This is a genomic window from Pseudomonas fluorescens (assembly GCF_018614775.1).
GTDB lineage: Bacteria > Pseudomonadota > Gammaproteobacteria > Pseudomonadales > Pseudomonadaceae > Aquipseudomonas > Aquipseudomonas fluorescens_BY.
Genome location: NZ_JAGGOF010000012.1, coordinates 1 through 22,962 on the forward strand (window position 1 = coordinate 1; position 22,962 = coordinate 22,962).

At 62.9% G+C, this 22,962-nt stretch carries 22 protein-coding genes; 10 read left to right on the forward strand and 12 right to left on the reverse strand.

The genetic code is table 11. The features are described 5' to 3' along the window. Nucleotides 1-206: 206 nt before the first annotated feature. Nucleotides 207-1,061, reverse strand: coding sequence for a MaoC family dehydratase (locus J7E36_RS03665; protein ID WP_214999986.1), 855 nt, complete (start codon nt 1,059-1,061; stop codon nt 207-209). Nucleotide 1,062: 1 nt separating this feature from the next. Continuing rightward, nucleotides 1,063-2,415 carry a 3-oxoacyl-ACP reductase gene (locus J7E36_RS03670; RefSeq protein WP_214999988.1) on the reverse strand — a complete coding sequence of 451 codons (1,353 nt, stop codon included), beginning with the start codon at nt 2,413-2,415 and terminating at the stop codon, nt 1,063-1,065. A gap of 142 nt (nt 2,416-2,557) precedes the next feature. Between J7E36_RS03670 and J7E36_RS03675 the strand changes: the two genes are divergently transcribed. After that, on the forward strand, nt 2,558-3,835 hold the full coding sequence (locus tag J7E36_RS03675) for an acetyl-CoA C-acetyltransferase (RefSeq protein WP_214999990.1): 1,278 nt from the start codon (nt 2,558-2,560) through the stop codon (nt 3,833-3,835). Here the strand turns inward: J7E36_RS03675 and J7E36_RS03680 are convergent. Beyond that, entirely contained in the window at nt 3,822-4,850 is a 1,029-nt protein-coding gene (locus J7E36_RS03680; RefSeq protein WP_214999992.1) for a bile acid:sodium symporter family protein, read from the reverse strand. The two genes, J7E36_RS03675 and J7E36_RS03680, sit on opposite strands and share 14 nt — an antisense overlap. A 79-nt stretch (nt 4,851-4,929) precedes the next feature. Between J7E36_RS03680 and J7E36_RS03685 the strand changes: the two genes are divergently transcribed. After that, nucleotides 4,930-5,721, forward strand: coding sequence for an AraC family transcriptional regulator (locus J7E36_RS03685; protein WP_214999994.1), 792 nt, complete (start codon nt 4,930-4,932; stop codon nt 5,719-5,721). Between the two features lie 231 nt (nt 5,722-5,952). Further along, a complete protein-coding gene (locus J7E36_RS03690; protein ID WP_214999996.1) occupies nt 5,953-6,846 on the forward strand; it encodes a PA4780 family RIO1-like protein kinase in 894 nt (297 codons plus the stop codon). A gap of 170 nt (nt 6,847-7,016) precedes the next feature. Here the strand turns inward: J7E36_RS03690 and cueR are convergent, their stop codons facing one another. The 3 genes from cueR to J7E36_RS03705 form a co-directional block, all read right to left on the reverse strand. Continuing rightward, a complete protein-coding gene (cueR, locus tag J7E36_RS03695) occupies nt 7,017-7,427 on the reverse strand; it encodes a Cu(I)-responsive transcriptional regulator (protein ID WP_214999998.1) in 411 nt (136 codons plus the stop codon). Beyond that, entirely contained in the window at nt 7,424-9,619 is a 2,196-nt protein-coding gene (locus J7E36_RS03700) for a heavy metal translocating P-type ATPase (RefSeq protein ID WP_215000000.1), read from the reverse strand. The genes cueR and J7E36_RS03700 overlap by 4 nt, the downstream gene beginning before the upstream one ends. 736 nt (nt 9,620-10,355) lie before the next feature. Continuing rightward, nucleotides 10,356-10,733 (reverse strand): hypothetical protein, encoded by a 378-nt coding sequence (locus J7E36_RS03705; RefSeq protein WP_215000002.1) that lies wholly within the window; start codon nt 10,731-10,733, stop codon nt 10,356-10,358. Nucleotides 10,734-10,881: 148 nt separating this feature from the next. On the opposite strand from J7E36_RS03705, the gene J7E36_RS03710 reads away from it, so the two are divergent. Together J7E36_RS03710 and J7E36_RS03715 are read left to right on the forward strand one after the other, a co-directional pair. After that, on the forward strand, nt 10,882-11,079 hold the full coding sequence (locus tag J7E36_RS03710) for a heavy-metal-associated domain-containing protein (RefSeq protein ID WP_215000004.1): 198 nt from the start codon (nt 10,882-10,884) through the stop codon (nt 11,077-11,079). A 95-nt stretch (nt 11,080-11,174) separates the two neighbouring features. After that, nucleotides 11,175-12,377, forward strand: coding sequence for a multidrug effflux MFS transporter (locus J7E36_RS03715; protein WP_215000006.1), 1,203 nt, complete (start codon nt 11,175-11,177; stop codon nt 12,375-12,377). A gap of 1 nt (nt 12,378) precedes the next feature. On the opposite strand, the gene J7E36_RS03720 is transcribed toward J7E36_RS03715, so the two are convergent. Further along, a complete protein-coding gene (locus J7E36_RS03720; protein WP_215000008.1) occupies nt 12,379-12,549 on the reverse strand; it encodes a hypothetical protein in 171 nt (56 codons plus the stop codon). 176 nt (nt 12,550-12,725) lie between these two features. Beyond that, nucleotides 12,726-13,739: a zinc-binding alcohol dehydrogenase family protein gene (locus tag J7E36_RS03725; RefSeq protein WP_215000010.1), complete on the reverse strand. Its 1,014-nt coding sequence runs from the start codon at nt 13,737-13,739 to the stop codon at nt 12,726-12,728. A 112-nt stretch (nt 13,740-13,851) separates the two neighbouring features. Here J7E36_RS03725 and J7E36_RS03730 point away from each other — a divergent pair, with 112 nt between their 5' ends. The 3 genes from J7E36_RS03730 (at nt 13,852) to J7E36_RS03740 (ending at nt 17,193) form a co-directional block, all read left to right on the forward strand. Next, complete coding sequence (locus J7E36_RS03730) at nt 13,852-14,781, forward strand: LysR family transcriptional regulator (protein WP_215000012.1); 930 nt, start codon at nt 13,852-13,854, stop codon at nt 14,779-14,781. A 192-nt stretch (nt 14,782-14,973) separates the two neighbouring features. After that, entirely contained in the window at nt 14,974-15,708 is a 735-nt protein-coding gene (locus J7E36_RS03735; RefSeq protein WP_215000014.1) for an ArsR/SmtB family transcription factor, read from the forward strand. Between the two features lie 105 nt (nt 15,709-15,813). Beyond that, nucleotides 15,814-17,193: an MFS transporter gene (locus J7E36_RS03740; protein WP_215000015.1), complete on the forward strand. Its 1,380-nt coding sequence runs from the start codon at nt 15,814-15,816 to the stop codon at nt 17,191-17,193. Between the two features lie 118 nt (nt 17,194-17,311). Here the strand turns inward: J7E36_RS03740 and J7E36_RS03745 are convergent, their stop codons facing one another. Continuing rightward, entirely contained in the window at nt 17,312-18,265 is a 954-nt protein-coding gene (locus J7E36_RS03745) for an adenosine deaminase (RefSeq protein ID WP_215000017.1), read from the reverse strand. A gap of 206 nt (nt 18,266-18,471) precedes the next feature. Between J7E36_RS03745 and J7E36_RS03750 the strand changes: the two genes are divergently transcribed. Beyond that, entirely contained in the window at nt 18,472-19,563 is a 1,092-nt protein-coding gene (locus J7E36_RS03750) for a calcium:proton antiporter (RefSeq protein ID WP_215000019.1), read from the forward strand. Nucleotides 19,564-19,683: 120 nt separating this feature from the next. On the opposite strand, the gene J7E36_RS03755 is transcribed toward J7E36_RS03750, so the two are convergent. From J7E36_RS03755 to J7E36_RS03765, 3 genes are all read right to left on the reverse strand, one after another. Continuing rightward, nucleotides 19,684-21,042 (reverse strand): 8-oxoguanine deaminase, encoded by a 1,359-nt coding sequence (locus J7E36_RS03755; RefSeq protein ID WP_215000021.1) that lies wholly within the window; start codon nt 21,040-21,042, stop codon nt 19,684-19,686. Between the two features lie 249 nt (nt 21,043-21,291). Further along, the gene (locus J7E36_RS03760; RefSeq protein WP_215000023.1) at nt 21,292-21,978 is read right to left on the reverse strand and encodes an SDR family oxidoreductase; all 687 of its coding nucleotides are present in this window, start codon (nt 21,976-21,978) and stop codon (nt 21,292-21,294) included. A 24-nt stretch (nt 21,979-22,002) separates the two neighbouring features. After that, nucleotides 22,003-22,353, reverse strand: a complete 351-nt coding sequence (locus J7E36_RS03765; RefSeq protein ID WP_215000025.1) for a MerR family transcriptional regulator — start codon at nt 22,351-22,353, stop codon at nt 22,003-22,005. An 81-nt stretch (nt 22,354-22,434) separates the two neighbouring features. Here J7E36_RS03765 and J7E36_RS03770 point away from each other — a divergent pair, with 81 nt between their 5' ends. Then, nucleotides 22,435-22,950: a hypothetical protein gene (locus tag J7E36_RS03770; protein WP_231286406.1), complete on the forward strand. Its 516-nt coding sequence runs from the start codon at nt 22,435-22,437 to the stop codon at nt 22,948-22,950. Nucleotides 22,951-22,962 lie beyond the last annotated feature (12 nt).

Here is a 22,962-nt window from a genome sequence, read left to right on the forward strand (position 1 = left end):
CAATATTACTTGACCAGTTCAAGCTTGCTCGCGATGACGGCGGCCTATTCAACATCGATGCCAGCTGACCCACCGCCATCGCGAGCAGGCTCGCTCCCACAGGGATTTATAGCGAGCGCAAAAGTGGGCGCAACCCAATCCAATTGTGGGAGCGAGCCTGCTCGCGATGGCGGTCTGATAGCCTACACATCTTTTGCTTTAGCCCCTCATCCCGCCGGCCGCCAGCTCCCCACCATATGCTCCAATTCCCCAGCCCCCACCAACTGCAAATCCCCGCTGGACCCCGCCGCACTCGCCAGCAGCGTCACCTCGCTGGGCAGGCGCACCGGCTTTTTGAAGGTCACCTCGATCTCGATGTTGGCCTCGGGCAGATGCTTATCCAGCGCCGCCAGGGTTCTGGCCTTGTTCCACAAGCCATGGGCAATGGCGGTGGGGAAGCCGAACAGCTTGGCGCTAGCGGCGCTCAGGTGAATCGGGTTGTAGTCGCCGGACACCTTGGCGTACTGCCGGCCAATGTCAGACGGTGCAGCCCAGCGTGCCACTTCAATCAATATCGGAAGGATCGATGGCGGCGCCTCCATCGGCGCACTGTCGAGCTGCACGCCCTTGCACAGCATCTGGCTATGGGCTTGCCACAGCAGCCCCAGCTGATCATCGAGGCGGGTCACCAGATCGAACACCGCACCCTTGGGGTGGGCTTGCAGGTTCTCGACGTTGACGCTGGCCCGCACCTGGCCGACCCCGCCCATGGGCCGCAGCACACGGATGCGGTTGCTCAGGTGAATCAAGCCCAGCAGCGGAAACGGAAAGTCCCGGTGGGTGAGCAACTGCATTTGCAGCGCGAACGCCAGCACGTGGGGGTAGGTGGGCGGCAGCAGTCCGTTGTCGGTAAAACCGCAGACTGTGCGATACGCCACCAGGCGTTGCGGGTCGACGTGGAGCACCTGGCGCAGGCCTCGCTCCGGCAAGGTCTGGCCAGTGATCTTGCGCCGCGTCGCCGCCTTCATGTAAAGCCCGGCCATGGATGGCGTGCCGTCGACTTCCTGCCATTGAATCGTCATGTCAGGCCCCCAGCAGGCTTTGCCCACACACTCGCAATGCCTGCCCGGTGACAGCGCCCGTGCCCGGTTGCGCCAGCCACGCGACGGCTTCGGCCACATCCTGGGGCAGGCCGCCCTGGCCCAGGGAACTCATGCGCCGCCCGGCTTCGCGCAGGGCGAAAGGGATTTCGGCGGTCATACGGGTTTCAATGAAGCCCGGCGCCACCGCGTTGATGCTGATACCGCGTGCCTGCAACAGCGGCGCCCAGGCCTGGGCGAGGCCAATCAACCCGGCCTTGCTCGCCGCATAGTTGGTTTGCCCCCGATTGCCGGCGATGCCGCTGATGGACGCGAGCAGAATCACTCGGCCGTTGTCCCGCAGCGTGCCGCTGTCGAGCAGGGCCCTGGTCAGTACCTGCGGGGCGTTGAGATTGACGGCCAGGACCGCGTCCCAGAACTCCGGGGTCATGTTGGCGAGGGTCTTGTCGCGGGTAATGCCGGCGTTGTGCACCACGATGTCGACGCCGTCGGGCAAGTGTTCGATCAATTGCGCGGCGGCGTCTTCGGCGCAGATATCCAGCGTCAGGCTGCGCCCGCTCAGGCGGGCAGCCAGGGCGTCGAGGTCGGTCTTGGCCTGGGGCACGTCCAGCAGGATCACGTCGGCGCCATCCCGGGCCAGGGTTTCGGCGATGGAGGCGCCGATCCCCCGTGCTGCGCCGGTGACCAATGCCTTGAGCCCGGTGAGCGGGCGGGTCCAGTCCTGGACCTGGGTATCGCAGGCGTTGAGACGAATGACCTGGCCGGACACGAAGGCGCTTTTGGGCGACAGGAAGAACCGCAGCGCACCTTCGAGCTGGGTTTCGGCACCCTCGCCGACGTACAGCAATTGCAGGGTCCCGCCATGGCGCAGCTCTTTGGCCAGGGACCGGCTGAAACCCTCCAGCGCCCGCTGGGCACTGGCGGCGAACGGGTCCGTAAGACGTTCCGGAGCGCGACCGAGGATGACCACATGGGCGCTGCGGTCGAGGTTTTTCATCAAGGGCTGGAAAAATTCTCGCAGCTGCTTGAGCTGGTCGGTCTGCACCAAGTGGCTGGCGTCATAGACCACCGCCTTGATTTTCGGGCCGTGGCCGGGGATCCACTCGGTGGCCAGGGTCGATTCGCCGCCGTACACGAAGATGGCGTCGGTCAGGCGCTTGGCAAATGTGTCGATCTGCTCGGTCAACGGCCCACCGCCCAGTAGCAATGCCCCTTCGATCGGTCGCAGCCGCCCGGCCTGCCAGCGTTCCAGGCGTACCGGCGAAGGCAGGCCGAGGGCCCCGACCAGACGCAGGCCAACGGGCGAATTGGCGAAGTCGATATAACGGTCAGACATGGAACACACTCCGGCTGATGAGGTTCCAAGTGTGGACCATCATTGGCAATCAGTCGTTCGATCCGCCCGATAAAGCCTAAGCTTGTGTGCGAGCGGGGCTTTGCCGCCCCTGGCGCATCGGCACAGACACAGGGAGTTCTTCATGACACAGCTACGCCGCGTTGCGATTATCGGTGGTAACCGCATTCCCTTCGCCCGCTCCAACGGGCCCTATGCCACCGCCTGTAACCAGGCGATGCTGACCGCCGCCCTGGAAGGCTTGATCGAACGCTATAACCTGCATGGGTTGCATATCGGCGAGATGGCCGCCGGCGCGGTGCTCAAGCATTCCCGTGACATGAACCTGACCCGCGAATGCGTGCTCGGCTCGCGGCTGTCCCCCAGTACCCCGGCCTACGACGTTCAACAGGCCTGCGGCACCGGGCTGGAAACGGTATTGCTGGTTGCCAACAAAATCGCTCTGGGCCAGATCGACAGCGGCATTGCTGGCGGCGTAGACACCACCTCGGACGCACCGATCGCCGTCAATGAGGGGCTGCGCAAGATCCTGCTGCAAGCCAATCGTGCCAAGACCACCGCCGATAAGATCAAGGTATTCCTGCAGTTGCGGCCGCAGCATCTGGCCCCCGACCTGCCGCGGATCAACGAGCCGCGCACCGGCCTGAACATGGGCGAACACTGTGAACTGATGGCCCAGGCCTGGCAGATCCCCCGGGAGGCGCAGGACCAGTTGGCCCTGGAAAGCCATCAGAAAATGGCCGCGTCCTACGCCGAAGGTTGGCATAACGACTTGATGACGCCGTTTCTCGGCCTGACCCGGGACAACAACCTGCGGCCCGACCTGACCCTGGAAAAACTCGCCGCCCTCAAGCCCGCCTTCGAAAAAAGTGCCAAGGGCACCCTGACGGCGGGCAACTCCACGCCACTGACCGATGGCGCCTCGCTGGTGTTGCTGGGCAGCGAAGAATGGGCGAAGGCGCGGGGCCTGCCGATCCTGGCGTACCTGCGCGACGGCGAAACGGCGGCAGTGGATTTCGTCCATGGCGCCGAAGGGCTGCTGATGGCGCCGGTCTACGCCGTGCCACGGCTGTTGGCGCGCAACGGCCTGAGCTTGCAGGATTTCGATTACTACGAGGTTCACGAAGCGTTCGCCGCCCAGGTGCTGTGCACGTTGAAAGCCTGGGAAGACCCAGATTATTGCAAGACCCGCCTGGGCCTCGACGCGCCGCTGGGCACCATCGACCGCAGCCGCTTGAACGTCAAGGGCAGCTCATTGGCCGCCGGGCACCCGTTTGCCGCCACGGGCGGGCGAATTGTTGCCAACCTCGCCAAGTTGCTCGATGCCGCCGGGCGGGGCCGCGGGCTGATCTCCATCTGCGCGGCCGCCGGCCAGGGTGTGACGGCGATTATCGAGCGTTGAGGGCCGCTTCGGCCGGTCGGGTGGCTTGCGCCCGCTGGCGGCTGGCATAGCGCTCGGCGAGGATCGAGCAGACGATCAATTGCAACGGGTGGTAGATCATGATCGGCAACAGGATCAGGCCCAGGCCGGGGTCGTTGCCAAAGATCAACGCGGCCATCGGCACCCCGGCGGCGAGGGATTTCTTGCTGGCGCAGAACACCGCGGCGATTTCATCGGCACTGTTGAATCGCAAGGCGCGGGCGGTGCGGGTGGTCATCCACAAAATGATCGCCAACAGCACGGCGCTGCCCAGCACCGCGCTGAGCAGCAGGCCCTTGCCTTGCTGCTGCCAGATCCCGGACACCATCGAATTGCAGAACGCCGCGTAGACCAGCAGCAGGATCACCAGTTTGTCGATGAGGTTGGTATAGCGTTTATACCGGCCGAAAAAACCGGCGAGCCAACGCCGCAGGACCTGCCCGAGCACCAGCGGCAGCAGCAACATCATGCACAGGTCGAGCAGGGTGGCGCCCAGGTCGATGCCGCCGGCCCCGCGTCCGACCACGAAACTGACCAGCAGCGGCGTCAGGACAACCCCCAGCACACTGGACAGGCTTGCGTTGAGAATTGCCGCCGGCACGTTGCCGCCAGCGCTGCCGGTCAGGGCCACCGAGGAGGAGATGGTCGAGGGCAGGGCGCACAGGTAAAAGAAGCCCAGCATCAGCAGCGCTGGCACATGGCTGCCCAATAGCCAGTGGCTCAGCAGCCAGAGCAACGGGAACACGCCGAAGGTAAAGCCTTGGACCATCAGGTGCAGCCGGGTGTTTTTCAGGCCGTGGCGGATCTGCTCGCCGGACAGGTTGACCCCATGCAGGAAAAACACCACGAAGATACCGATGTTGACGACCCATTCGGCATGCATGGCGCCACCGGTGGCACCAAACGTCGGGAAGAAGTAGGCCAGCAGCGTGGCGAGGAGCATGCCGCAGAGGAACCAGTCGGTCATTATCCGTTTGAGGTGTCGAAAAATAGGCATAGGGCACCGCAAGTTGTAAGAAAAGTCGACTTAGCCTAACGTCGTCGCAAACAGTCGTCTTGCGACATAAGGCCAATCAATGCCGACTAACGGACACCAGCAACTCGAACGCCGCATCCCTGACCTGGTGCAACTGCCGAGGCCGCTGTACGCCCGTGTCGAAAGCTTGAGCGCCGGGTCGTGGACGCAAGCCCATTGCCATGATTGGGTGCAGTTTTCCTACGCCATCAGTGGCGTACTTGGCGTGCACACCGCGGAAGGCAGTTTCTTCGCGCCGCCGCAACGGGGCATCTGGATTCCGGCCGACCTGGAGCATCAGGTGGTGACCTCTACCCGGGCGGAGATGCGCAGCCTGTATGTCCATCGCCAGGCCTGTCCGTGGGCGGATGGGCGCTGCCGGGTGCTGGAAGTTACGCCACTGGCGCGGGAGTTGATCAAGGTGTTCTGTCAGTTTCCGGCTGACTATCCGCAGGACAATAGCCAGGAGCAGCGCTTGGTTCAGGTACTGCTGGACCAGTTGGCAACGCTGCCGGAAGTGGGCTTTTCCCTGCCGCTGCCGCGCCATGCGCGTCTGCTCGCGTTGTGTAATGAGCTGATCGAGCAGCCTGAGCAGAGTGTCACGCTGCAAGCCTGGGCGGATCGCCTGGGCACTTCGGAAAAAACCTTGATGCGGCTGTTCCAGCGCGAAACCGGCCTGAGCTTCCGCGCCTGGCGCCAGCGCATGCGTTTGTTATCGTCCCTGGGATCGCTGGAAAAAGGCGATAGCGTCACCAGCGCCGCGCTGTCCTGTGGCTACGATTCCACCTCCGCCTTTATCGCAGCGTTCAAGGGCATGTTTGGTTTTACGCCGGGGGAATTGTTCAAACATTGACCTGGGCGGTGACAGCGGCGCATGTCCTGTCAGCTCTCGTCGCAAAGACCTCCGCGTCCTGCTACCGGCGCCACGCCCGGTCTCGGCTATGATTCGCAGCGGATGATTGAGTCCGGCACAGTGTGTGCATCGCAGGCTCATAGGTCGGCACCCCCTCCCCGTGGAGCGAGGATTGCCGTATAACGACTGTCATTCGCGTGTTCGGTAATGAAGGACCCACAATAAAAGCTGATGAAGACTCCAAAACGCATTGAACCCCTGATCGAGGACGGTCTGGTCGACGAGGTGCTGCGCCCACTCATGAGTGGTAAAGAAGCAGCTGTTTATGTGGTGCGCTGTGGCAATGAGCTGCGTTGCGCCAAGGTCTACAAGGAGGCGAACAAGCGAAGTTTTCGTCAGGCGGCCGAATACCAGGAAGGCCGCAAGGTGCGTAACAGCCGCCAGGCCCGCGCCATGGCCAAGGGCTCGAAATTCGGGCGCAAGGAGACCGAGGACGCCTGGCAGAATGCCGAGGTGGCCGCGTTGTTCCGCTTGGCGAGCGCCGGTGTGCGCGTGCCCAAGCCGTTCGACTTCCTTGAAGGCGTGCTGCTGATGGAGTTGGTCGCCGACGAGTATGGCGATGCGGCACCGCGCCTGAACGATGTGGTGCTGGAGCCGGACCAGGCCCGTGAATATCACGCGTTCCTGATTTCCCAGATCGTGCTGATGCTGTGTACCGGCCTGGTGCACGGTGACCTGTCGGAGTTCAACGTACTGCTCACGCCGACGGGTCCGGTGATCATCGATCTGCCGCAAGCCGTGGATGCTGCCGGTAACAACCATGCCTTCAGCATGCTGGAGCGGGACGTGGGCAACATGGCGTCCTACTTCGGTCGGTTCGCTCCGGAGCTCAAGCACACCAAGTACGCGAAGGAAATGTGGGCGTTGTATGAAGCCGGCACCTTGCACCCGGGCAGCGTATTGACCGGCGAGTTCGACGAGCCGGAAGAAATGGCGGATGTAGGCGGGATCATGCGCGAAATCGAGGCGGCGCGCCTGGACGAGGAACGCCGCCAGGCCGTCCGCGCCGCCGACGATGCCCCGCCGGGCAAAACCGAAGAACCGCCTCCGCCCTGGATGCAGTGATCGCTTAACTAGAACTGGCCCTGTGGGAGCGGGCTTGCTCGCGAAAGCGGTGGGCCAGCTTGCAGAGATGTTGAAAGTGCCTGCGCCTTCGCGAGCAAGCCCGCTCCCACATTGGTTTCTGATTGGTATCAACATCCGCGTTCGCCGCGAGTCCCCTTTGGGTGCGGCTATCAGGCAGGCACTGCTTTTGTGCAGCCCGAAGCCAGTTCCTTGAGGATCGGGCAATCCGGGCGGTGATCGCCGTGGCAGTGCTCCACCAGGTCCTGGAGGGTGTCGCGCAGTTCGGCCAGTTCGCGGATTTTCTGGTTCAGCTCATCGATGTGTTGCCGGGCAAGGGCCTTGACGTCGGCGCTGGCCCGTTGGCGGTCTTGCCAGAGGGTCAGCAGTTTGCCGACTTCTTCCAGTGAAAACCCCAGGTCCCGGGAGCGCTTGATGAAGGCCAGGGTGTGCAGGTCATCGGCGCCGTAGATCCGGTAGCCGCTGTCGGTGCGATGGGCGGCCTTGAGCAGGCCGATGGATTCGTAATAACGGATCATCTTCGCGCTCAGGCCACTCTGGCGGGCTGCTTGGCCGATGTTCATCGCTTGTTCTCCAGCTGTTTAGGCGTCCAGAACTTCAACAGTAACGCATTGCTCACCACGCTGACGCTCGACAACGCCATCGCCGCGCCGGCCAGCACCGGATTGAGCAGACCGAATGCCGCCAGGGGAATGCCGATCAGGTTGTAGACGAACGCCCAGAACAGGTTCTGGCGGATCTTGGCGTAGGTCCTGCGGCTGATGTCCAGCGCCGCCGGCACCAGTCGCGGATCGCCGCGCATGAGGGTGATGCCGGCCGCGTGCATCGCCACGTCGGTGCCGCCGCCCATGGCAATGCCGATGTCCGCGGCGGCAAGGGCCGGGGCGTCGTTGATGCCGTCGCCGACCATCGCCACCACCGAATGCTCCTTCAATTGCTGGACGATGGCGGATTTGTCCCCTGGCAGCACTTCAGCATGCACGTTGGCGATCCCCAGCGCCCGGGCCACCACTTGGGCGCTGCCCCGGTTGTCGCCGGTGAGCAAGTGGCTGGCGATATGACGCTCGCCCAGGGCCTGCACCGCAGCGAGGGCGCCGGGCTTGAGCGAGTCGCCGAAGGCGAACAGACCCAGTACCCGAGGCGTCTCGTTTTGTTCGATCAGCCAGGACAAGGTCCGACCTTCGCTCTCCCACGCCTGTGCCGATTCGGCCAGTGCACCGGGGCTCAGGCCCAGTTCGTCCAGCAGGCGCCGGTTGCCCAGGGCCAGACGACGTCCGTCAAGGCTGCCGGCAATGCCGCGCCCGGTCATGGACTGGCTGTCGCGGATGTCCGGCACGCTCAAGCCGCGCTCGGCGCAGGCGTCCAGCACTGCTTTGGCGAGAGGATGCTCACTGCCACGTTGCAGCGCGCCGGCCCATTGCAGCAGCGTGTCCTCTTCACCGTCCAGGGCACTGAAGTGAACGATGCGCGGCGTGCCGGAGGTCAGGGTTCCGGTCTTGTCGAACACCACGGTGTTGACTGCATGGGCACGTTCCAGCGCTTCGGCATCCTTGATCAGAATCCCGTGACGCGCGGCCACGCCGGTACCGGCCATGATCGCCGTCGGTGTCGCCAGGCCCAGCGCACAGGGACAAGCGATCACCAGCACGGCGACGGCATTGATTACGGCAATCTCCAGCGGCGCACCGTACAGCCACCAACCGACCAGCGTTGCCAGGGCCAGCACCAGGACCACTGGCACGAAGACCTGGCTGACTTTATCCACCAGTTTCTGGATCGGTGCCTTGGCCACCTGGGCGTCTTCCACCAGGCGAATGATGCGTGCCAGGACCGTCTCGGCACCCAAGGCCTGGGTGCGCACCAACAGCCGGCCTTCACCGTTGATGGCGCCACCGGTGACCTTGTCGCCGGGTTGCTTCGGTACCGGCAGGCTCTCGCCGCTGATCAGCGCTTCGTCGGCATGGCTCTGGCCTTCCAGCACCTCGCCGTCCACCGGGAAACGCTCGCCAGGCTTGACCAGCACCCGGTCATTCAAGCGCAGGGCGCTGATTGCAACGTCGCGTTCCTGGCCGTCGACCACCTGGATCGCCCGTTCTGGCCGCAAGGCTTCCAGCGCGCGGATGGCGCTGGCGGTCTGGCGCTTGGCACGGCTTTCCAGGTATTTGCCCAGCAACACTAATGCAATCACCACGGCCGACGCCTCGAAATACAGGTGCGGCAAACTGCCGGGGCGAGCAACGGCCCACTCATACAGGCTCAAGCCATAACCGGCGCTGGTGCCCAGGGCGACCAGCAGGTCCATGTTGCCGGCCCCGGCGCGCACGGCTTTGAAGGCCGCCACATAAAAACGTGCACCGAAGATGAACTGCACCGGCGTCGCCAGGGCGAACTGCACCCAGGTCGGCAACATCCAGTGCACGCCAAACGGCTGCAACAGCATCGGCAACACCAACGGCAGCGCCAGCAGAACCGCCAACACCAGCGCCAGGCGCTCATGATTCAGGCGTTGGCTTTGCACGTCAGCGGACGGCTCGGCCGGCGTGAGCTCGGCGTCATAACCGGCAAGCCTGACTGCATTGACCAGGATTTGCGGATCAACCTGGTCGTTCAATTCGAGATGGGCACGCTCGTTGGCAAGGTTGACGCTGACGCTGCTCACCCCCGCGACTTTGCGCAACGCCCGCTCGACCCGCCCGGCGCAGCTGGCACAGGTCATGCCGGTAATCGGCAGATCGAAAGTGCTGGATTCGGACATCGGTCGGGCTCCCTGTAGTGAATGACTACAGGATCAACCTTGCCATGCGGGCAAGGTCAAGCGCCAATCCAGAAGCCTACCTGGATCCCCTGTGGGAGTGGGCTTGCTCGCGAAAGCGGTGGGTCAGCTTGCATTGATATGGACTGTGCCGACTCCTTCGCGAGCGAGCTCGCTCCCACATTGGTCGGAGCAAAGAGAAGATTCCGTCGAGCCACCCCTCTGTGGGAGCGAGCCTGCTCGCGATAGCGGTGCGTCAGCTTGCATGATGTTGAATGTGAAACCGTCATCGCGAGCAGGCTCGCTCCCACAGTGGGACTGGTGTACGTCCCAAAGAGCCAGGTCGGCTGTCAGGCCGCCTCGGCGAGTTTTTGATCTGGGGGCCCCGTTAACCACGCTGGCCGAACGCGGGTATTGAGGAGTGGGTAATCCGGCATGGATGCCGGATTAGCTGCGCTGGGCCATGGATGGCCCTTCGCGGCGGCCCACGGAGCAATGCCTGCGTTCGGGCACACCGAGCCTAAGCGAGGTGCCAAGTGGTGGGGCAAGAGCGTTTTGCTTACTTTTGCGCTGTTCAAAAGTGAGCCGCCGTCAGGGCGGAACCCTAAGCGGCCGTTACCGCAGCAATGGATATGTACCCGATCAAAAAATCCAGGCCAGCCACAAGGCCGTCATCGCGAGCAGGCTCGCTCCCACAGTGGATCTCTCAGTGGACCTCCCACAGGGGATCTCGTTGAGCTCAGTAACCCAGCCCAGCCTGCTTGAGGTACATCCCCTGATCATTCATGGCAATGCGATACTTCAGAATGTCGCCGGCATGCAAGGTGATTTCCTGGGAACCCGGCGCAAGCATCCCCGGGTTGCAACCCGGGGCCTGGCCTGGCAGCAACTTCAGGCGCAGGGAAAACCGGCCCGGCGGCAAGTTGAACGAGGTGCTCTGTTCCTGGAACAGTCGACCCGAGAGCTGATCCTGGATGTAGATGCCTATTTCGCAGGACGTCGCCACTTCCAGGCGCTCACGGGAAATGATCAGTACGCCGTAGTCTTCGGCCGACGCCTGCGGGACCACCGCTGAAAAACCGAGCATGCAAAACAGGCTGAACGCTGACCAGCGCATGGCTGAACCTCCGGTGTGGAATCCTTGATGTGTGCAGCTTGGCTGAGCCCGGTGCCGATTGCCAGCCCGACAGTTTTGCGCAGAACTTGACCTTGCCATGAGGGCAAGCTTGAAACTGCCGGCAATCTCAATCCCAAGGAGTCATCTCATGCAAGTATTCAATGTTCAGGGCATGTCCTGCGGTCATTGCGTCAAGGCCATCACCCAGGCGGTGCAGGCCAGGGATCCAGCGGCCGACGTGCAAATCGACCTGGGGGCGAAGACGGTCCAGGTTCAGAGTTCGATGCCGGCCGATGCGGTGATTGAAGCCATCAGGGAAGAGGGCTATGAGGTCGGCCCCGCCTGAAGTTTTTTAATCGTTAGCGACCTATCGGAATGTTCAAGCGCGCCCGGCAGGGCTAAACTGTCGGGCTGCCGACTGACGCCTGACCTGGACGCCCGATGAACCTTCGCATCATTCTGATTCTTGGCGCCTTGAGCGCTTTCGGTCCCTTGGCGATCGACTTCTACCTGCCTGCCTTCCCGGCCATGGCAACCGCCTTCGGTACCGACGAAAAACACATTCAACTGACCCTGGCCGCCTATTTTCTCGGTCTGTCCATCGGGCAACTGGGTTATGGACCGGTGGCGGATCGCTTCGGGCGACGCATTCCGTTGCTGGCCGGGGTCGGCCTGTTCACCCTGGCTTCCCTGGCGTGTGCCTATGCGCCGAGCCTCGAATGGCTGATCGCCGCCCGCTTCGTCCAGGCCCTGGGCGGCTGCGCCGGGATGGTGATTTCCCGCGCCGTGGTAAGTGACAAATGCGACGCGGTCGGCTCGGCCAAGGTGTTTTCGCAACTGATGCTGGTGATGGGCCTGGCGCCAATCCTCGCGCCGATGCTCGGCGGATTGCTGGTGAACCTGCATGGCTGGCAATCGATCTTCATCGCCCTGACCCTGTTCAGCGCGCTGGCGGCCACGGCCGTGGCCTTGTGGCTGCCGGAAAGCCTGCCGGACCATGTGCCTCGGCAGCCGCTGTCAGGGGCACTGCGCCAATACGCTCGCCTGCTGAGCGACCCGGTCTACCTCGGTCATGCCTTGACGGGTGGCATCGCGATTGCCGGGATGTTTGCTTATATCGCCGGCTCACCGTTCGTCTTCATCAAACTATATGGGGTGCCGGCTGAGCACTTCGGCTGGTTGTTTGGCACCAACGCTGCGGGGTTCATCCTGGTCGCCCAGGTCAACGCCCGATTGTTGTCAAAACGCGGCCCGGCGTTCCTGCTGGCACGCGCGGTATGGGTCTACCTGGGCGCCGGGCTGAGCCTGCTGGCCGTGAGTGCATTGCAGCCCGAGCAGTTGTGGCCGCTGCTGATCCCGCTGTTCATCTGCATCGCCAGCCTGGGTTGCATCCTGCCCAACGCCTCGGCCTGTGCCATGACCGGGCAGGGCGCCCGGGCCGGCAGTGCGTCGGCGATGCTGGGTTGCCTGCAATTCTCCGTGGCCGCCGGATCCGCTGCACTGGTGGCGGCGCTGCACGACGGCACCGCCGTGCCCATGGCGCTGGTGATCAGCCTTTGCGGGCTGTTGGTGGTGGGCGCGGCGATGCTGACCCGTCGCCTGCAGAATGCCCGGGCGCTGGCCCAGGCCGCTGGCGAAGGCTGACTCAGCCGACCGCGCGCTGCTGTTGTTCGGGGAAATGATGCGGTGCGTGAATCCGCGCTTGCAGGGTATTGGCGAAAGCCTGGGCTTCGGCCTCGGTGCGGAAGGTCACGACGTGCTGGTCGAGGCGCACTTGCCATTGGGATTTTGCCACTTCTTTTATCAGGATCTTCATTGCTGACCTCCTCACGTAAAAGATTGCATTGCAAAGGCCTCGAGTGTAGACCGGAATGCGATCGCAATTGTGACAGCGGTCAAGTCTCGGACTGACGGTTGAATCGTCCATAGGTACGCTATCGCGTGGCGAGGGAGCAAGCTCCCTCGCCACAGAGGCTGAACAGTGCCCTGTGATCAGAAACCCTCGAGCACGATCTTGCCCTTGGACTTGCCGCTCTCCAGCAGCGCGTGGGCCCGGCGCAGGTTCTCGGCGTTGATGGTGCCGAAGTGCTCGCCGACGGTGGTCTTCAGCGTACCGGCATCAATCAGCTCGGCCACACGGTTGAGTAGTTTGTGCTGCTCTATCATGTCAGCCGTTTCGAACAGCGAGCGGGTGTACATGAGCTCCCAATGCAGCGACAGGCTCTTGCGCTTGAGCTTGGTCACGTCCAGCGCCTTGGGGTCGTCGATCAGTGCCAACTTGCCCTGAGGCGCCAGGGCTTCGACCAACTGATCCAGGTGCTGGTCGGTCTGGGTCAGGCTGGCGACGTGGGTCACTTGCCCTTGGCCGGCTTCTTTCAATGCTTCGCTCAGCGGCTGGCTGTGGTCGATCACCAGGTCGGCGCCCAGGTCCCGCACCCAATCCTGTGTCTGCGGCCGGGACGCGGTGCCGATGACTTTCAACCCGGTGAGCTGGCGGGCCAGTTGTGTCAGGATCGAACCCACACCCCCCGCTGCGCCAACGATCAGCAAACTCTGGCCCTGATCGTCCTTGCCTTCCTGAATGTGCAGCCGCTCGAACAGCAACTCCCAAGCGGTAATGGCCGTCAACGGCAGCGCTGCTGCTTCGGCGAAACCGAGGGTCTTGGGCATGTGGCCGACAATGCGCTCATCCACCACATGCTGCTCGCTATTGCCGCCGGCCCGGGCGATGGAGCCGGCGTAGAAGACCTTGTCGCCCGCCTTGAACAGCGTGACTTCGCTGCCCACGGCCTTGACCACCCCGGCCACATCCCAGCCCAGCACCTTGGCGGCGCCACCTTCGGGCTGGACGTTCTGACGCACCTTGGTGTCCACCGGGTTGACCGAAATGGCCTTCACTTCCACCAGCAGGTCCCGGGGACCGGCGACAGGTTCCGGCAGCTCGATGTCCTGCAGCGATTGCGGGTCGGTGATGGGCAACGAATGGTAGTAGGCGATGGCTTTCATGGGCGGCTCCGTGAGCTAAGTACGATGCGGTCCATGGTTAGCTATTTATCGGCGAGATAAAACCGGCTAAAAGAACAGGCTCTTTCAATGATTTTTTGATAATGGGGCCGTCATGCTTCGATTCGATGACTTGCAGCTGTTTGTCCGCGCGGCGGACCTGGGCAGTCTCTCTGCGGCAGCGAGGGTCATGGACCTGTCGGCGGCGGTGGCCAGTGCCGCGTTGAAGCGGATCGAGCAACACCTGGGCGCGCGGCTGTTGGCCCGCTCCACCCGCAGCTTGCGCCTGACAGCCGAGGGCGAAGGTTTTCTCGAGTATGCCCGGGCCGCGTTGAGCAGCCTGGATGAAGGGCGGCGATTATTGACCAGCGGCCAGGACCGGGTCAGCGGGGTGCTGCAGTTGTCCGCACCGTCGGACCTGGGACGCAACCTGCTGCTGCCCTGGCTGGATGCCTTCCAGCGCGAATATCCCGGGCTGACTGTGCGGCTGCTGCTGGGTGATCGTATAGCCGACTTGTTCAAGCAACCGGTGGACATCGCGTTGCGCTACGGCGAACCGGAAGATTCGAGCCTGGTGGCGCTGCCTGTCGCTCCGGATAACCGTCGAGTGCTGTGTGCCTCGCCAGACTATCTGGCTCGCCAGGGTGAACCCCAGCAGTTGGAACAACTGGCTCAGCACAACTGCCTGCTGTACATGCTCGGCACCCGGGTACATGACCGCTGGTGCTTTCATGACGGTAAGCGGGACGTAAGCCTTACAGTCAGCGGCGACCGCTTCAGCGACGACGCCGACGTGGTACGCCGCTGGGCCGTGGCTGGCGCCGGGATTGCCTATAAGTCGTGGCTGGATGTGTCCACCGACGTGCTGGCCGGGCGCTTGAAGATCCTTTTGCCGCACCTGCAATGCGAACGGGCACCGCTCAACCTGTTGTGCGCTCATCGAGCACAGTTGAGCAAACCCATCAACCTTCTGCGGGACATGCTCCGGGCCCGTTGCAGTCAGTTGACGGCTCAATTTCCGCTCTCGACAGGGGTTGGTCATTAGTCGCGGGTAAATAGAGACTTTTCCCGCAGGTACAATCGCCTCCAGAGGTTTGCGGAGGGCAGGAAAGCTCGTTCGCCCCGCTTATACTAGCGGCCGCCTGAGTCGGCGCCGTATCGGGCCGTTTTCGGTGGTCCGATGGCGGGTCAATAGACGCCAGAGCAGTAGACGAACGATTCAACAGGGAGTGAATACATGGAACATGCACCTTGCATCAGCCAGATCGCCACGCTGCTGGCCGACCCCAAGCGCAGCGCAATGATGTGGGCCTTGATGGACGGCACGGCCCGGCAGGGCGAAGAACTGGCGCTGCTTGCCGGACTGACGCCGTCCTCGGCCAATGCTCATCTGGGGCGCCTGTGCGCCGGCGGCTTGTTGAAAGTCGAGGTTCGCGGCCGTAAACGGTTTTTCCGCCTGGCAGCCCCCGAGATCGGCGCGGCCGTCGAGGCACTGGCCAGTGCGACCCTGGCGAGCACGCCGCGGCAGATACCGGAGGTCTTGAAACGCGGGGTCAAGCTGACCAAAGCGCCGTCGGTCCCGGTCTCGGTGATGCGCGCCAGGCTGTGCGACGATCATCTGGGTGGAACCCTGGCTGCTGATCTGTACCAACGGCTGCTGGACGCCGAATGGGTCGAGCAGTGCGACCAGCGGGTGATCGTCACCCTCAAGGGCGCTAACCAGTTGGCCGGGCGTGGCCTGTTCATCCAGGCACTGGCCCACCGCAATGCCCACATTGCCTGCGCCTGCCCGGATTGGAGCGAGCGTCGTCCGCACTTGGGTGGCGCGCTGGGGGCGGCCTTGCTGCAGCTGTTCATGCAGTGCGGTTGGCTGAGCCTGTCCAGCGACTCGCGCGCCTTGCAGGTGACCGCGCTCGGCCAACAGGAAATCCAGCGGTTCGCCAAGGAGGAGAGCCTGGAAATGGCGCTCTAGAGGGCTTCGGGTCGCTCAGGGCTGCCGGCAGGTCGCATCCAGCATGGATCACCGACAGGGTTCGCGCACACTCGGTCCGGGAATCATCGGATTGGGAGAGACAGCATGGACAACCACGGTTACAGCGCGGCGGAACGCCTGGAGCGATTACCCATCAGTGGTTATCACCGGGTCATTTTCATCATCATTGCCCTGGCGTTTTTCTTCGACTCCATGGACCTGGCGATGATGACGTTCCTGCTGGGCTCGATCAAAACCGAGTTCGGCCTGAGCACGGCCCAGGCCGGTCTGCTCGCCAGTTCGAGTTTCTTCGGGATGGTCGTGGGGGCTTCGTTGTCGGGCATGCTGGCCGACCGCTTCGGACGCAAGCCGGTGTTCCAGTGGAGCATCGTATTGTGGGGCGTCGCCAGTTACCTGTGTTCCACGGCCCAGGACATCCAGACACTGACGCTGTTTCGCATCTTGCTGGGCATTGGCATGGGCATGGAGTTTCCGATTGCCCAATCGATGCTTTCGGAATTGATCCCGGCCAAGCGCCGGGGACGCTACATTGCGCTGATGGACGGTTTCTGGCCGCTGGGCTTCGTGGCGGCGGGCGTGCTGTCGTATTTCCTGCTGCCGGTAGTCGGCTGGCGCGACATCTTTCTGGTGCTGGCGATCCCGGCGGTGTTTGTCCTGGCGATTCGCTTCTTTATTCCCGAATCGCCGCGCTGGCTGGAACAGGCCGGCCGGGGTGACGAAGCGGACGCGGTGTTGCGCCGCATCGAGGACAAGGTCCGGGCCTCGCTTGGGCGTGCGCAGCTGCCTGAACCGATTCGACTGCCGCGACAGGTGAGCGCGCCGGGCACTTTCTTTTCGGCCCTGGCACAGATCTGGTCGCCGCTGTATCGCCAGCGCACGATGATGATCTGGAGCGTCTGGTTCTTTGCCTTGCTCGGTTTCTATGGCCTGACGTCCTGGCTCAGCGCGTTGTTGCAGCAGTCGGGGTTCGCCGTGACCCAGTCGGTGTACTACACCGTGCTGATTTCCCTGGGCGGGATTCCCGGCTTCCTGATGGCGGCGTGGCTGGTGGAACGTTGGGGCCGTAAACCGGTGTGCGTCATCACGCTGCTGGGCGGCGGGGCGATGGCGTTTCTCTACGGTCAGAGTGCGGTGTTCGGCGGCAACGTCGGTTTGCTGATCGGCACGGGGCTGCTGATGCAGTTTTTCCTGTTCGGCATGTGGGCGGTGCTCTACACCTATACCCCGGAGCTGTACCCCACCTCGGCACGAGCCACCGGCTCGGGCTTTGCCTCGGCGATCGGCCGCATCGGTTCGCTGCTCGGGCCGCTGGTGACCGGACTGGTGTTTCCCATCACTGGACAAGGCGGCGTGTTCGCCCTGGGCGCGCTGTGCTTTGCCGTGGCGGCGGGGGTGGTCTGGCTGTTCGGGATGGAAACCCGGGGCAAGACGCTGGAGGAGTTGAGCGAAAGTTCGCTGGGGTAGACACCCTCCCCTTGTGGGAGCGAGCCTGCTCGCGATGGCGGTGTGTCAGCAGGCAATTATCTTACTGACACGACGCCATCGCGAGCAGGCTCGCTCCCACAGGGAGTAGTCGCAAGGCTTAAGGCTTGACCAACCGCGCATCCAGGCTGTTCTGCGCCAGGCGCTTGGCCTGGTCCTGGGTCATGCCCAGGTGGGTGTGCAGGGCGTGGAAGTTTTCGGTGACGTAACCGCCGAAGTACGCCGGGTCATCGGAGTTCACTGTCACCTTCACACCGCGCTCGAGCATGTCGAGGATGTTGTGCTGGGACATGTCGTCGAACACGCACAGCTTGGTGTTGGACAACGGGCACACCGTCAGCGGAATCTGCTCGTCGATGATCCGCTGCATCAGCCGCTCATCTTCGATCGCTCGCACGCCATGGTCGATGCGCTGGATCTTCAGCAGGTCCAGGGCTTCCCAGATGTATTCGGGCGGGCCTTCTTCACCGGCATGAGCGACGGTCAGGAAGCCTTCGTTGCGCGCCCGGTCGAAGACCCGCTGGAACTTGCTCGGTGGATGGCCCATTTCCGAACTGTCCAGGCCGACGGCGACGAAGGCATCGCGGAACGGCAGTGCCTGGTCGAGGGTTTTTTCGGCCTGCTCTTCGCTCAGGTGGCGCAGGAAACTCAGGATCAGGCCGCTGCTGATACCCAGCTGCTGCTCACCGTCCTTGAGCGCCGCCGCGATGCCGTTGAGCACCACTTCGAACGGGATGCCGCGGTCGGTGTGGGTCTGCGGATCGAAGAACGGTTCGGTGTGGATCACGTTCTGCGCCTTGCAGCGCAGCAGGTAGGCCCAGGTCAGGTCGTAGAAATCCTGAGAGGTGCGCAGCACATCGGCGCCCTGGTAATACAGGTCGAGAAACTCCTGCAGGTTGTTGAAGGCGTAGGCTTTGCGCAAGGTGTCCACGTCGTTCCACGGCAGGGCGATCTTGTTGCGCTCGGCCAGGGCGAACAGCAACTCAGGCTCCAGCGAGCCTTCCAGGTGCAGGTGCAATTCAGCCTTGGGCAGGGCATTCAGCCAGTCGTACATAGTCTTTTTCTCATCAGCGAATCAATGGCGGGCATTCTACAGGGGCCGGCGGCAATGTCTGGTAAAACCTGACCGGCTGATCCACTGTCGGGCAAGGCGTGCCCGCGACGGGACCTGGAGCATTGGCGCCTGTCACAACCGGAGGAAACGTTCACGGCCCGCCACAGTCTAGTAGCTCATGACCCCCGTATGGTGATAGACCCGCAATGCTCACGTTGATCAAGCAAGAAAAACTACTGCTGCTGGCGCTGCTCGCCGCGTTTGTCGCCTATCCGCTGGAGCACTGGCTGTTGGGCAGCGGGCAAATGGTCGCGTTGCTCGGCGGGTTGGCGCTGATCGGTTTCATCGTCGCTGCGTCCATGCGGGTGGCCCATCACGCCGAGCTGCTGGCAGAAAAGGTCGGTGACCCTTACGGCACGATGATCCTGACGTTGTCGGCGGTACTGGTGGAAGTGGTGATCCTGGCGATCATGATGAGCAACGAAGCATCACCGACCCTGGTGCGGGACACGATCTACTCGGCAGTGATGCTCGACATCAACGGCATCCTCGGGCTCGCCGCGCTGATGGGCGGGATCAAGCACGGCGAGCAGGTCTACAACGACGATTCGGCGCGCAGCTACAGCGTGATGATCCTCACGGCCATGGGCGTATCGATGGTGGTGCCGGAATTCATTCCCCAGGGGAGCTGGAAAACCTATTCGGCCTTTACCATCGGCGCGATGTTGGTGTTGTACACCCTGTTCCTGCGTATGCAAGTCGGGCCCCACAGCTACTTCTTCAGCTACAGCTACCCGGAAAAACGCCGCAAGAAAGAGCCGGTGGAGGACGAACCGAAACCCATCAGCCTGACGTTTTCCATCGGCGCGTTGGTGTTTGGCGTGGTGGTGATCGGTGCACTGGCCGAAGTCATGTCCAAGGCCATCGACCTGGGGTTGGAAGGCTCGGGGGCGCCGCCGGTGGTCACGGCGATCCTGGTGGCCGCCATCTCTGCCGCGCCGGAGATCCTCACCGCCCTGCGCGCCGCACTCGCCAATCGCATGCAGTCAGTGGTGAATATCGCGCTGGGTGCTTCGCTGTCCACGGTGATCCTCACCGTGCCCGTGATGGAAGCCATGGCCCTCTACACCGGCCAGCCCTTCCAGATGGCCATGACCCCCGTACAGACGGTGATGATTTTCATAACCCTGATCGTCAGTGCAATCAACCTCAACGATGGCGAAACCAATGCCATCGAAGGCATGACCCATTTTGTGTTGTTTGCGACGTTTATCATGTTGTCGTTGCTGGGCCTCTGAAGCGTACGGATCAAAATGTGGGAGCGAGCCTGCTCGCGATAGCGGACTGACATTCAACACTATGTCGGCTGAACGATTGCCTTCGCGAGCAGGCTCGCTCCCACAGGGTTATTGGAAAGGTCAGCTTCCGGCGATCAACTCCCGCGCCGCCTGGCCGTGATCGGCAATCAGTCCCTTCAAGTCCAACCCCTCGACCTGGCCATCGATCACCCGCCACTGCCCACCGATCATCACCCGATCCGCCCGGTCCGCACCGCATAGCAGCAGGGCCGAGACCGGATCGTGGCTGCCAGAGAAGCGCAGTTCATCGAGTTTGAACAGCGCCAGGTCCGCCTGCTTGCCCACGGCCAGTTCGCCGATGTCACTGCGTCCAAGCAACTGCGCCGAGCCACGGGTTGCCCAACCGAATACGCGCTCCGGCGTGATTGCCGGCGCGCCATAACGCAGCCGCTGGATGTACAGCGCCTGGCGGGTTTCGAGCATCATGTTCGAGGCGTCGTTGGAGGCCGAACCGTCTACGCCCAGGCCCAAAGGCGCGCCGGCGGCAGTCAGTTCCAGGGTTGGGCAAATGCCTGAGGCCAAGCGCATGTTGGAACTCGGGCAATGGCAGACGCCGGTTCCGGCGGCGCCGAGCCGGGCGATTTCATCCGGGTTGAAATGAATGCCGTGGGCCAGCCAGGTGCGCGGGCCGAGCCAGCCAACGCTGTCCAGGTAATCCACCGTGCGCAGGCCGAAGCGTTGCAGGCAGAACGCTTCCTCGTCGAGGGTCTCGGCCAGATGCGTGTGCAGGCGCACGTCGAGTTTTTCTGCCAGGTCGGCGCTGGCGCGCATGATCTCGGGCGTGACCGAAAACGGCGAGCAGGGCGCCAGGGCAATCTGGATCTGCGCGCCGTCACCGCGCTCATGGTAGTCGGCAATCAACCGCTGGCTGTCGTCGAGAATGACCTGGCCCTGCTGCACGGTCTGTTGCGGCGGAAGACCCCCGTCGGCCTCGCCCAGGCTCATGGAGCCGCGCGTCAGCATGGCGCGCATGCCCAGTTCTCGCACAACCTGCACCTGCACGTCGATGGCATTTTCCAGGCCTTCGGGGAACAGATAGTGATGGTCGGCGGCGGTAGTACAACCCGACAGCAGCAACTCGGCCAGCGCCACCTTGCTCGCCAGGGCGAGTTTTTCCGGCGTCAGTCGCGCCCACACCGGGTAGAGGGTCGTCAGCCAGGGGAACAGTGGCTGGTTCACCACCGGCGCCCAGGCTCGTGTCAGCGTCTGGTAGAAATGGTGATGCGTGTTGATCAGCCCGGGCAGGATCACATGTTCGCGAGCGTCGAAGACCGTGTCACAGGGTTGGGCGGGCGTCTGGCCGAGGCCCAGCAGTTCGACGATCACGCCGTCCTGCAGGACGAGACCGCCACGGGCGTCGAGGTCGTTGGCAGTGAAAAGGGCGAGGGGATTTTTTAACCAGGTACGGGTCGCAGGCATGATGGCCGGCTCCTCTGAAAGTGGGTTCAGGTAAGCCAGCTCAGTGATGCCCTGTCTGCTGATCCAGGGTCGCCCGTTGGATGGGGCGAGGTGCGGAGTTTACTCAGGTTGTGCGGCACATTTCCAGAACATAACCAAGCCCCAATGTGGGAGCGAGCCTGCTCGCGATAGCGGTGTGTCAGTCGACATCAATGCTGGATGAACAACCGCCTCGCGAGCAGGCTCGCTCCCACAAGGGAATAGTGGGGGTTACCAGGGAATCGTCTCGCCCTTGTAGTTGACGAAGTGATGCCCGCCCTTGCCGGCGAAGGCGTTGACCTGGTCGATCAACCCTCGGGTGCTGGTCTGCACATCGATGTCCGCCCCTTCACCGCCCATGTCGGTCTTCACCCAGCCCGGGTGCAGCGACAATACCGTCAATGTCTGCTCGCCCAGTTGGCTGACGAAACTGTTGGTCATGGAGTTGAGCGCCGCCTTGCTGGCCTTGTACAGCGCCAGTTCCGGCGCGTCGGGCATGGCTACGCTGCCCAGTACCGAACTCATGAATGCCAGCACGCCGCTGCCATCGCGGATCTGGCCGACGAAGCGCTGCGCCAGGTTGATCGGCGCCACGGCATTGGTGAAGAACAACTGGCCGACCTCGGCCAGCGTCGCGCCGCCCGGGCTCTGGTTGTCCGGTCCTTTGACGCCGGCGTTGACGAACAGCAGGTCGAAGGTTTCGCCCTTGAGCTGCTGGCTGAGGGCGATGACGGCTTGCTGGTCGTCCATGTCGAGTTTTTCGATTCGCACCGGGCCCAGCGCCTTCAGCGCCTCGGCGTTCTGCGGGTTACGCACGGTGGCGGTCACGTTCCAGCCATCACTGAGCAGCGTTTTCACCAGACCCAGGCCCAAACCCCGGGAGGCGCCGATGATCAATGCGTTTTTTGCCGAATTCATGAGGGCATCCTTGAAAGAAAGAGGTCACGGATTTAATGGACAACGTTGCCCGAGCCGTTGTTTCAGCTCGTGACGCAACGCGTCGAGTTCGGTCATGCGGGTTTCGATCAGGTTCAGCTTGTCTTGCAGCAGTTGCGTCACGGCGCGATCCGGATCCGGTGCATGCCACAAGGCGGCTACGCTGTTGCCGATTTCGCCCAGGGTAAAGCCCAGGCGCTGGGCCGTCTTGATATAGAGCACCAGTTGCACCATGTCAGCGGGGTAGTCGCGATAGCCATTGGCGCTGCGCCCCGCCGCGATCAGGCCGCGCTGCTCGTAGAAACGCAACGTATCGCGACTGACGGCGCAGGCCTGGGCTAATTCACCGATGCGCATGAGGGTCTCCGGATTGGCTTGACCTTGGAGCATACCCCAGGCTTTAGCCTGTTTGCTCCTCGATTATCTGGAGCAATGTTGATGTGGAGTCCAACGCAATATCGCCGCTTGGTACGTGCCAGCGCCTGGTATGACCTGATCGTGACGGCCGCCTTCGCGACGCCGTGGACCTTTGCCGCGGTGCATGACGTGTTGCTGAGTATCACTCAGGCGCTTGACCTGCCTGGCGAACTGCCGGTGTTTGCGCCGATGCATGTGTTGATGGCGAACCTGCTGGGCTCGATTGTCTGCGTGTGGGCGGTGGTGCGGATTCGCGACCCGCAGCCAATATATGGACGGTATGACGCGGCGGGACGATTTCTGTTTGCGACCTGGCAGCTTTATGCCCTGCTGCAAGGGGCCAGTGCGCTGTTGTGGGTGTTCCTGTTCTTCGAAGGGGCATGGGGTGTGCTGCAAGTCCTGCCCATTCGTGGCAATTGGTTAAAAAATGAACAAGTGCCTGGGGCCCATGCCATTCCTGATGCAGCAGGACCCATGAACGGGTTATCCACAGCTTGCTCCACAGTAATTGTGCGCAAGCGAGACACGCGGGCATAAGTACTGGATCGC

What these genes read in the sequence shown, in the direction of transcription:
- J7E36_RS03735 (WP_215000014.1), top strand. Translation starts at nt 14,974, where the DNA reads ATGGAACATGCACCTTGCATCAGCCAGATCGCCACGCTGCTGGCCGAC.
- J7E36_RS03740 (WP_215000015.1), top strand. Translation starts at nt 15,814, where the DNA reads ATGGACAACCACGGTTACAGCGCGGCGGAACGCCTGGAGCGATTACCC.
- cueR (WP_214999998.1), bottom strand. Translation starts at nt 7,427, where the DNA reads ATGAACATCGGCCAAGCAGCCCGCCAGAGTGGCCTGAGCGCGAAGATG.
- J7E36_RS03720 (WP_215000008.1), bottom strand. Translation starts at nt 12,549, where the DNA reads ATGAAGATCCTGATAAAAGAAGTGGCAAAATCCCAATGGCAAGTGCGC.
- J7E36_RS03750 (WP_215000019.1), top strand. Translation starts at nt 18,472, where the DNA reads ATGCTCACGTTGATCAAGCAAGAAAAACTACTGCTGCTGGCGCTGCTC.
- J7E36_RS03685 (WP_214999994.1), top strand. Translation starts at nt 4,930, where the DNA reads ATGCCGACTAACGGACACCAGCAACTCGAACGCCGCATCCCTGACCTG.
- J7E36_RS03725 (WP_215000010.1), bottom strand. Translation starts at nt 13,739, where the DNA reads ATGAAAGCCATCGCCTACTACCATTCGTTGCCCATCACCGACCCGCAA.
- J7E36_RS03670 (WP_214999988.1), bottom strand. Translation starts at nt 2,415, where the DNA reads ATGTCTGACCGTTATATCGACTTCGCCAATTCGCCCGTTGGCCTGCGT.
- J7E36_RS03730 (WP_215000012.1), top strand. Translation starts at nt 13,852, where the DNA reads ATGCTTCGATTCGATGACTTGCAGCTGTTTGTCCGCGCGGCGGACCTG.
- J7E36_RS03690 (WP_214999996.1), top strand. Translation starts at nt 5,953, where the DNA reads ATGAAGACTCCAAAACGCATTGAACCCCTGATCGAGGACGGTCTGGTC.
- J7E36_RS03765 (WP_215000025.1), bottom strand. Translation starts at nt 22,353, where the DNA reads ATGCGCATCGGTGAATTAGCCCAGGCCTGCGCCGTCAGTCGCGATACG.
- J7E36_RS03675 (WP_214999990.1), top strand. Translation starts at nt 2,558, where the DNA reads ATGACACAGCTACGCCGCGTTGCGATTATCGGTGGTAACCGCATTCCC.
- J7E36_RS03760 (WP_215000023.1), bottom strand. Translation starts at nt 21,978, where the DNA reads ATGAATTCGGCAAAAAACGCATTGATCATCGGCGCCTCCCGGGGTTTG.
- J7E36_RS03705 (WP_215000002.1), bottom strand. Translation starts at nt 10,733, where the DNA reads ATGCGCTGGTCAGCGTTCAGCCTGTTTTGCATGCTCGGTTTTTCAGCG.
- J7E36_RS03715 (WP_215000006.1), top strand. Translation starts at nt 11,175, where the DNA reads ATGAACCTTCGCATCATTCTGATTCTTGGCGCCTTGAGCGCTTTCGGT.
- J7E36_RS03710 (WP_215000004.1), top strand. Translation starts at nt 10,882, where the DNA reads ATGCAAGTATTCAATGTTCAGGGCATGTCCTGCGGTCATTGCGTCAAG.
- J7E36_RS03755 (WP_215000021.1), bottom strand. Translation starts at nt 21,042, where the DNA reads ATGCCTGCGACCCGTACCTGGTTAAAAAATCCCCTCGCCCTTTTCACT.
- J7E36_RS03680 (WP_214999992.1), bottom strand. Translation starts at nt 4,850, where the DNA reads ATGCCTATTTTTCGACACCTCAAACGGATAATGACCGACTGGTTCCTC.
- J7E36_RS03770 (WP_231286406.1), top strand. Translation starts at nt 22,435, where the DNA reads ATGTGGAGTCCAACGCAATATCGCCGCTTGGTACGTGCCAGCGCCTGG.
- J7E36_RS03745 (WP_215000017.1), bottom strand. Translation starts at nt 18,265, where the DNA reads ATGTACGACTGGCTGAATGCCCTGCCCAAGGCTGAATTGCACCTGCAC.
- J7E36_RS03700 (WP_215000000.1), bottom strand. Translation starts at nt 9,619, where the DNA reads ATGTCCGAATCCAGCACTTTCGATCTGCCGATTACCGGCATGACCTGT.
- J7E36_RS03665 (WP_214999986.1), bottom strand. Translation starts at nt 1,061, where the DNA reads ATGACGATTCAATGGCAGGAAGTCGACGGCACGCCATCCATGGCCGGG.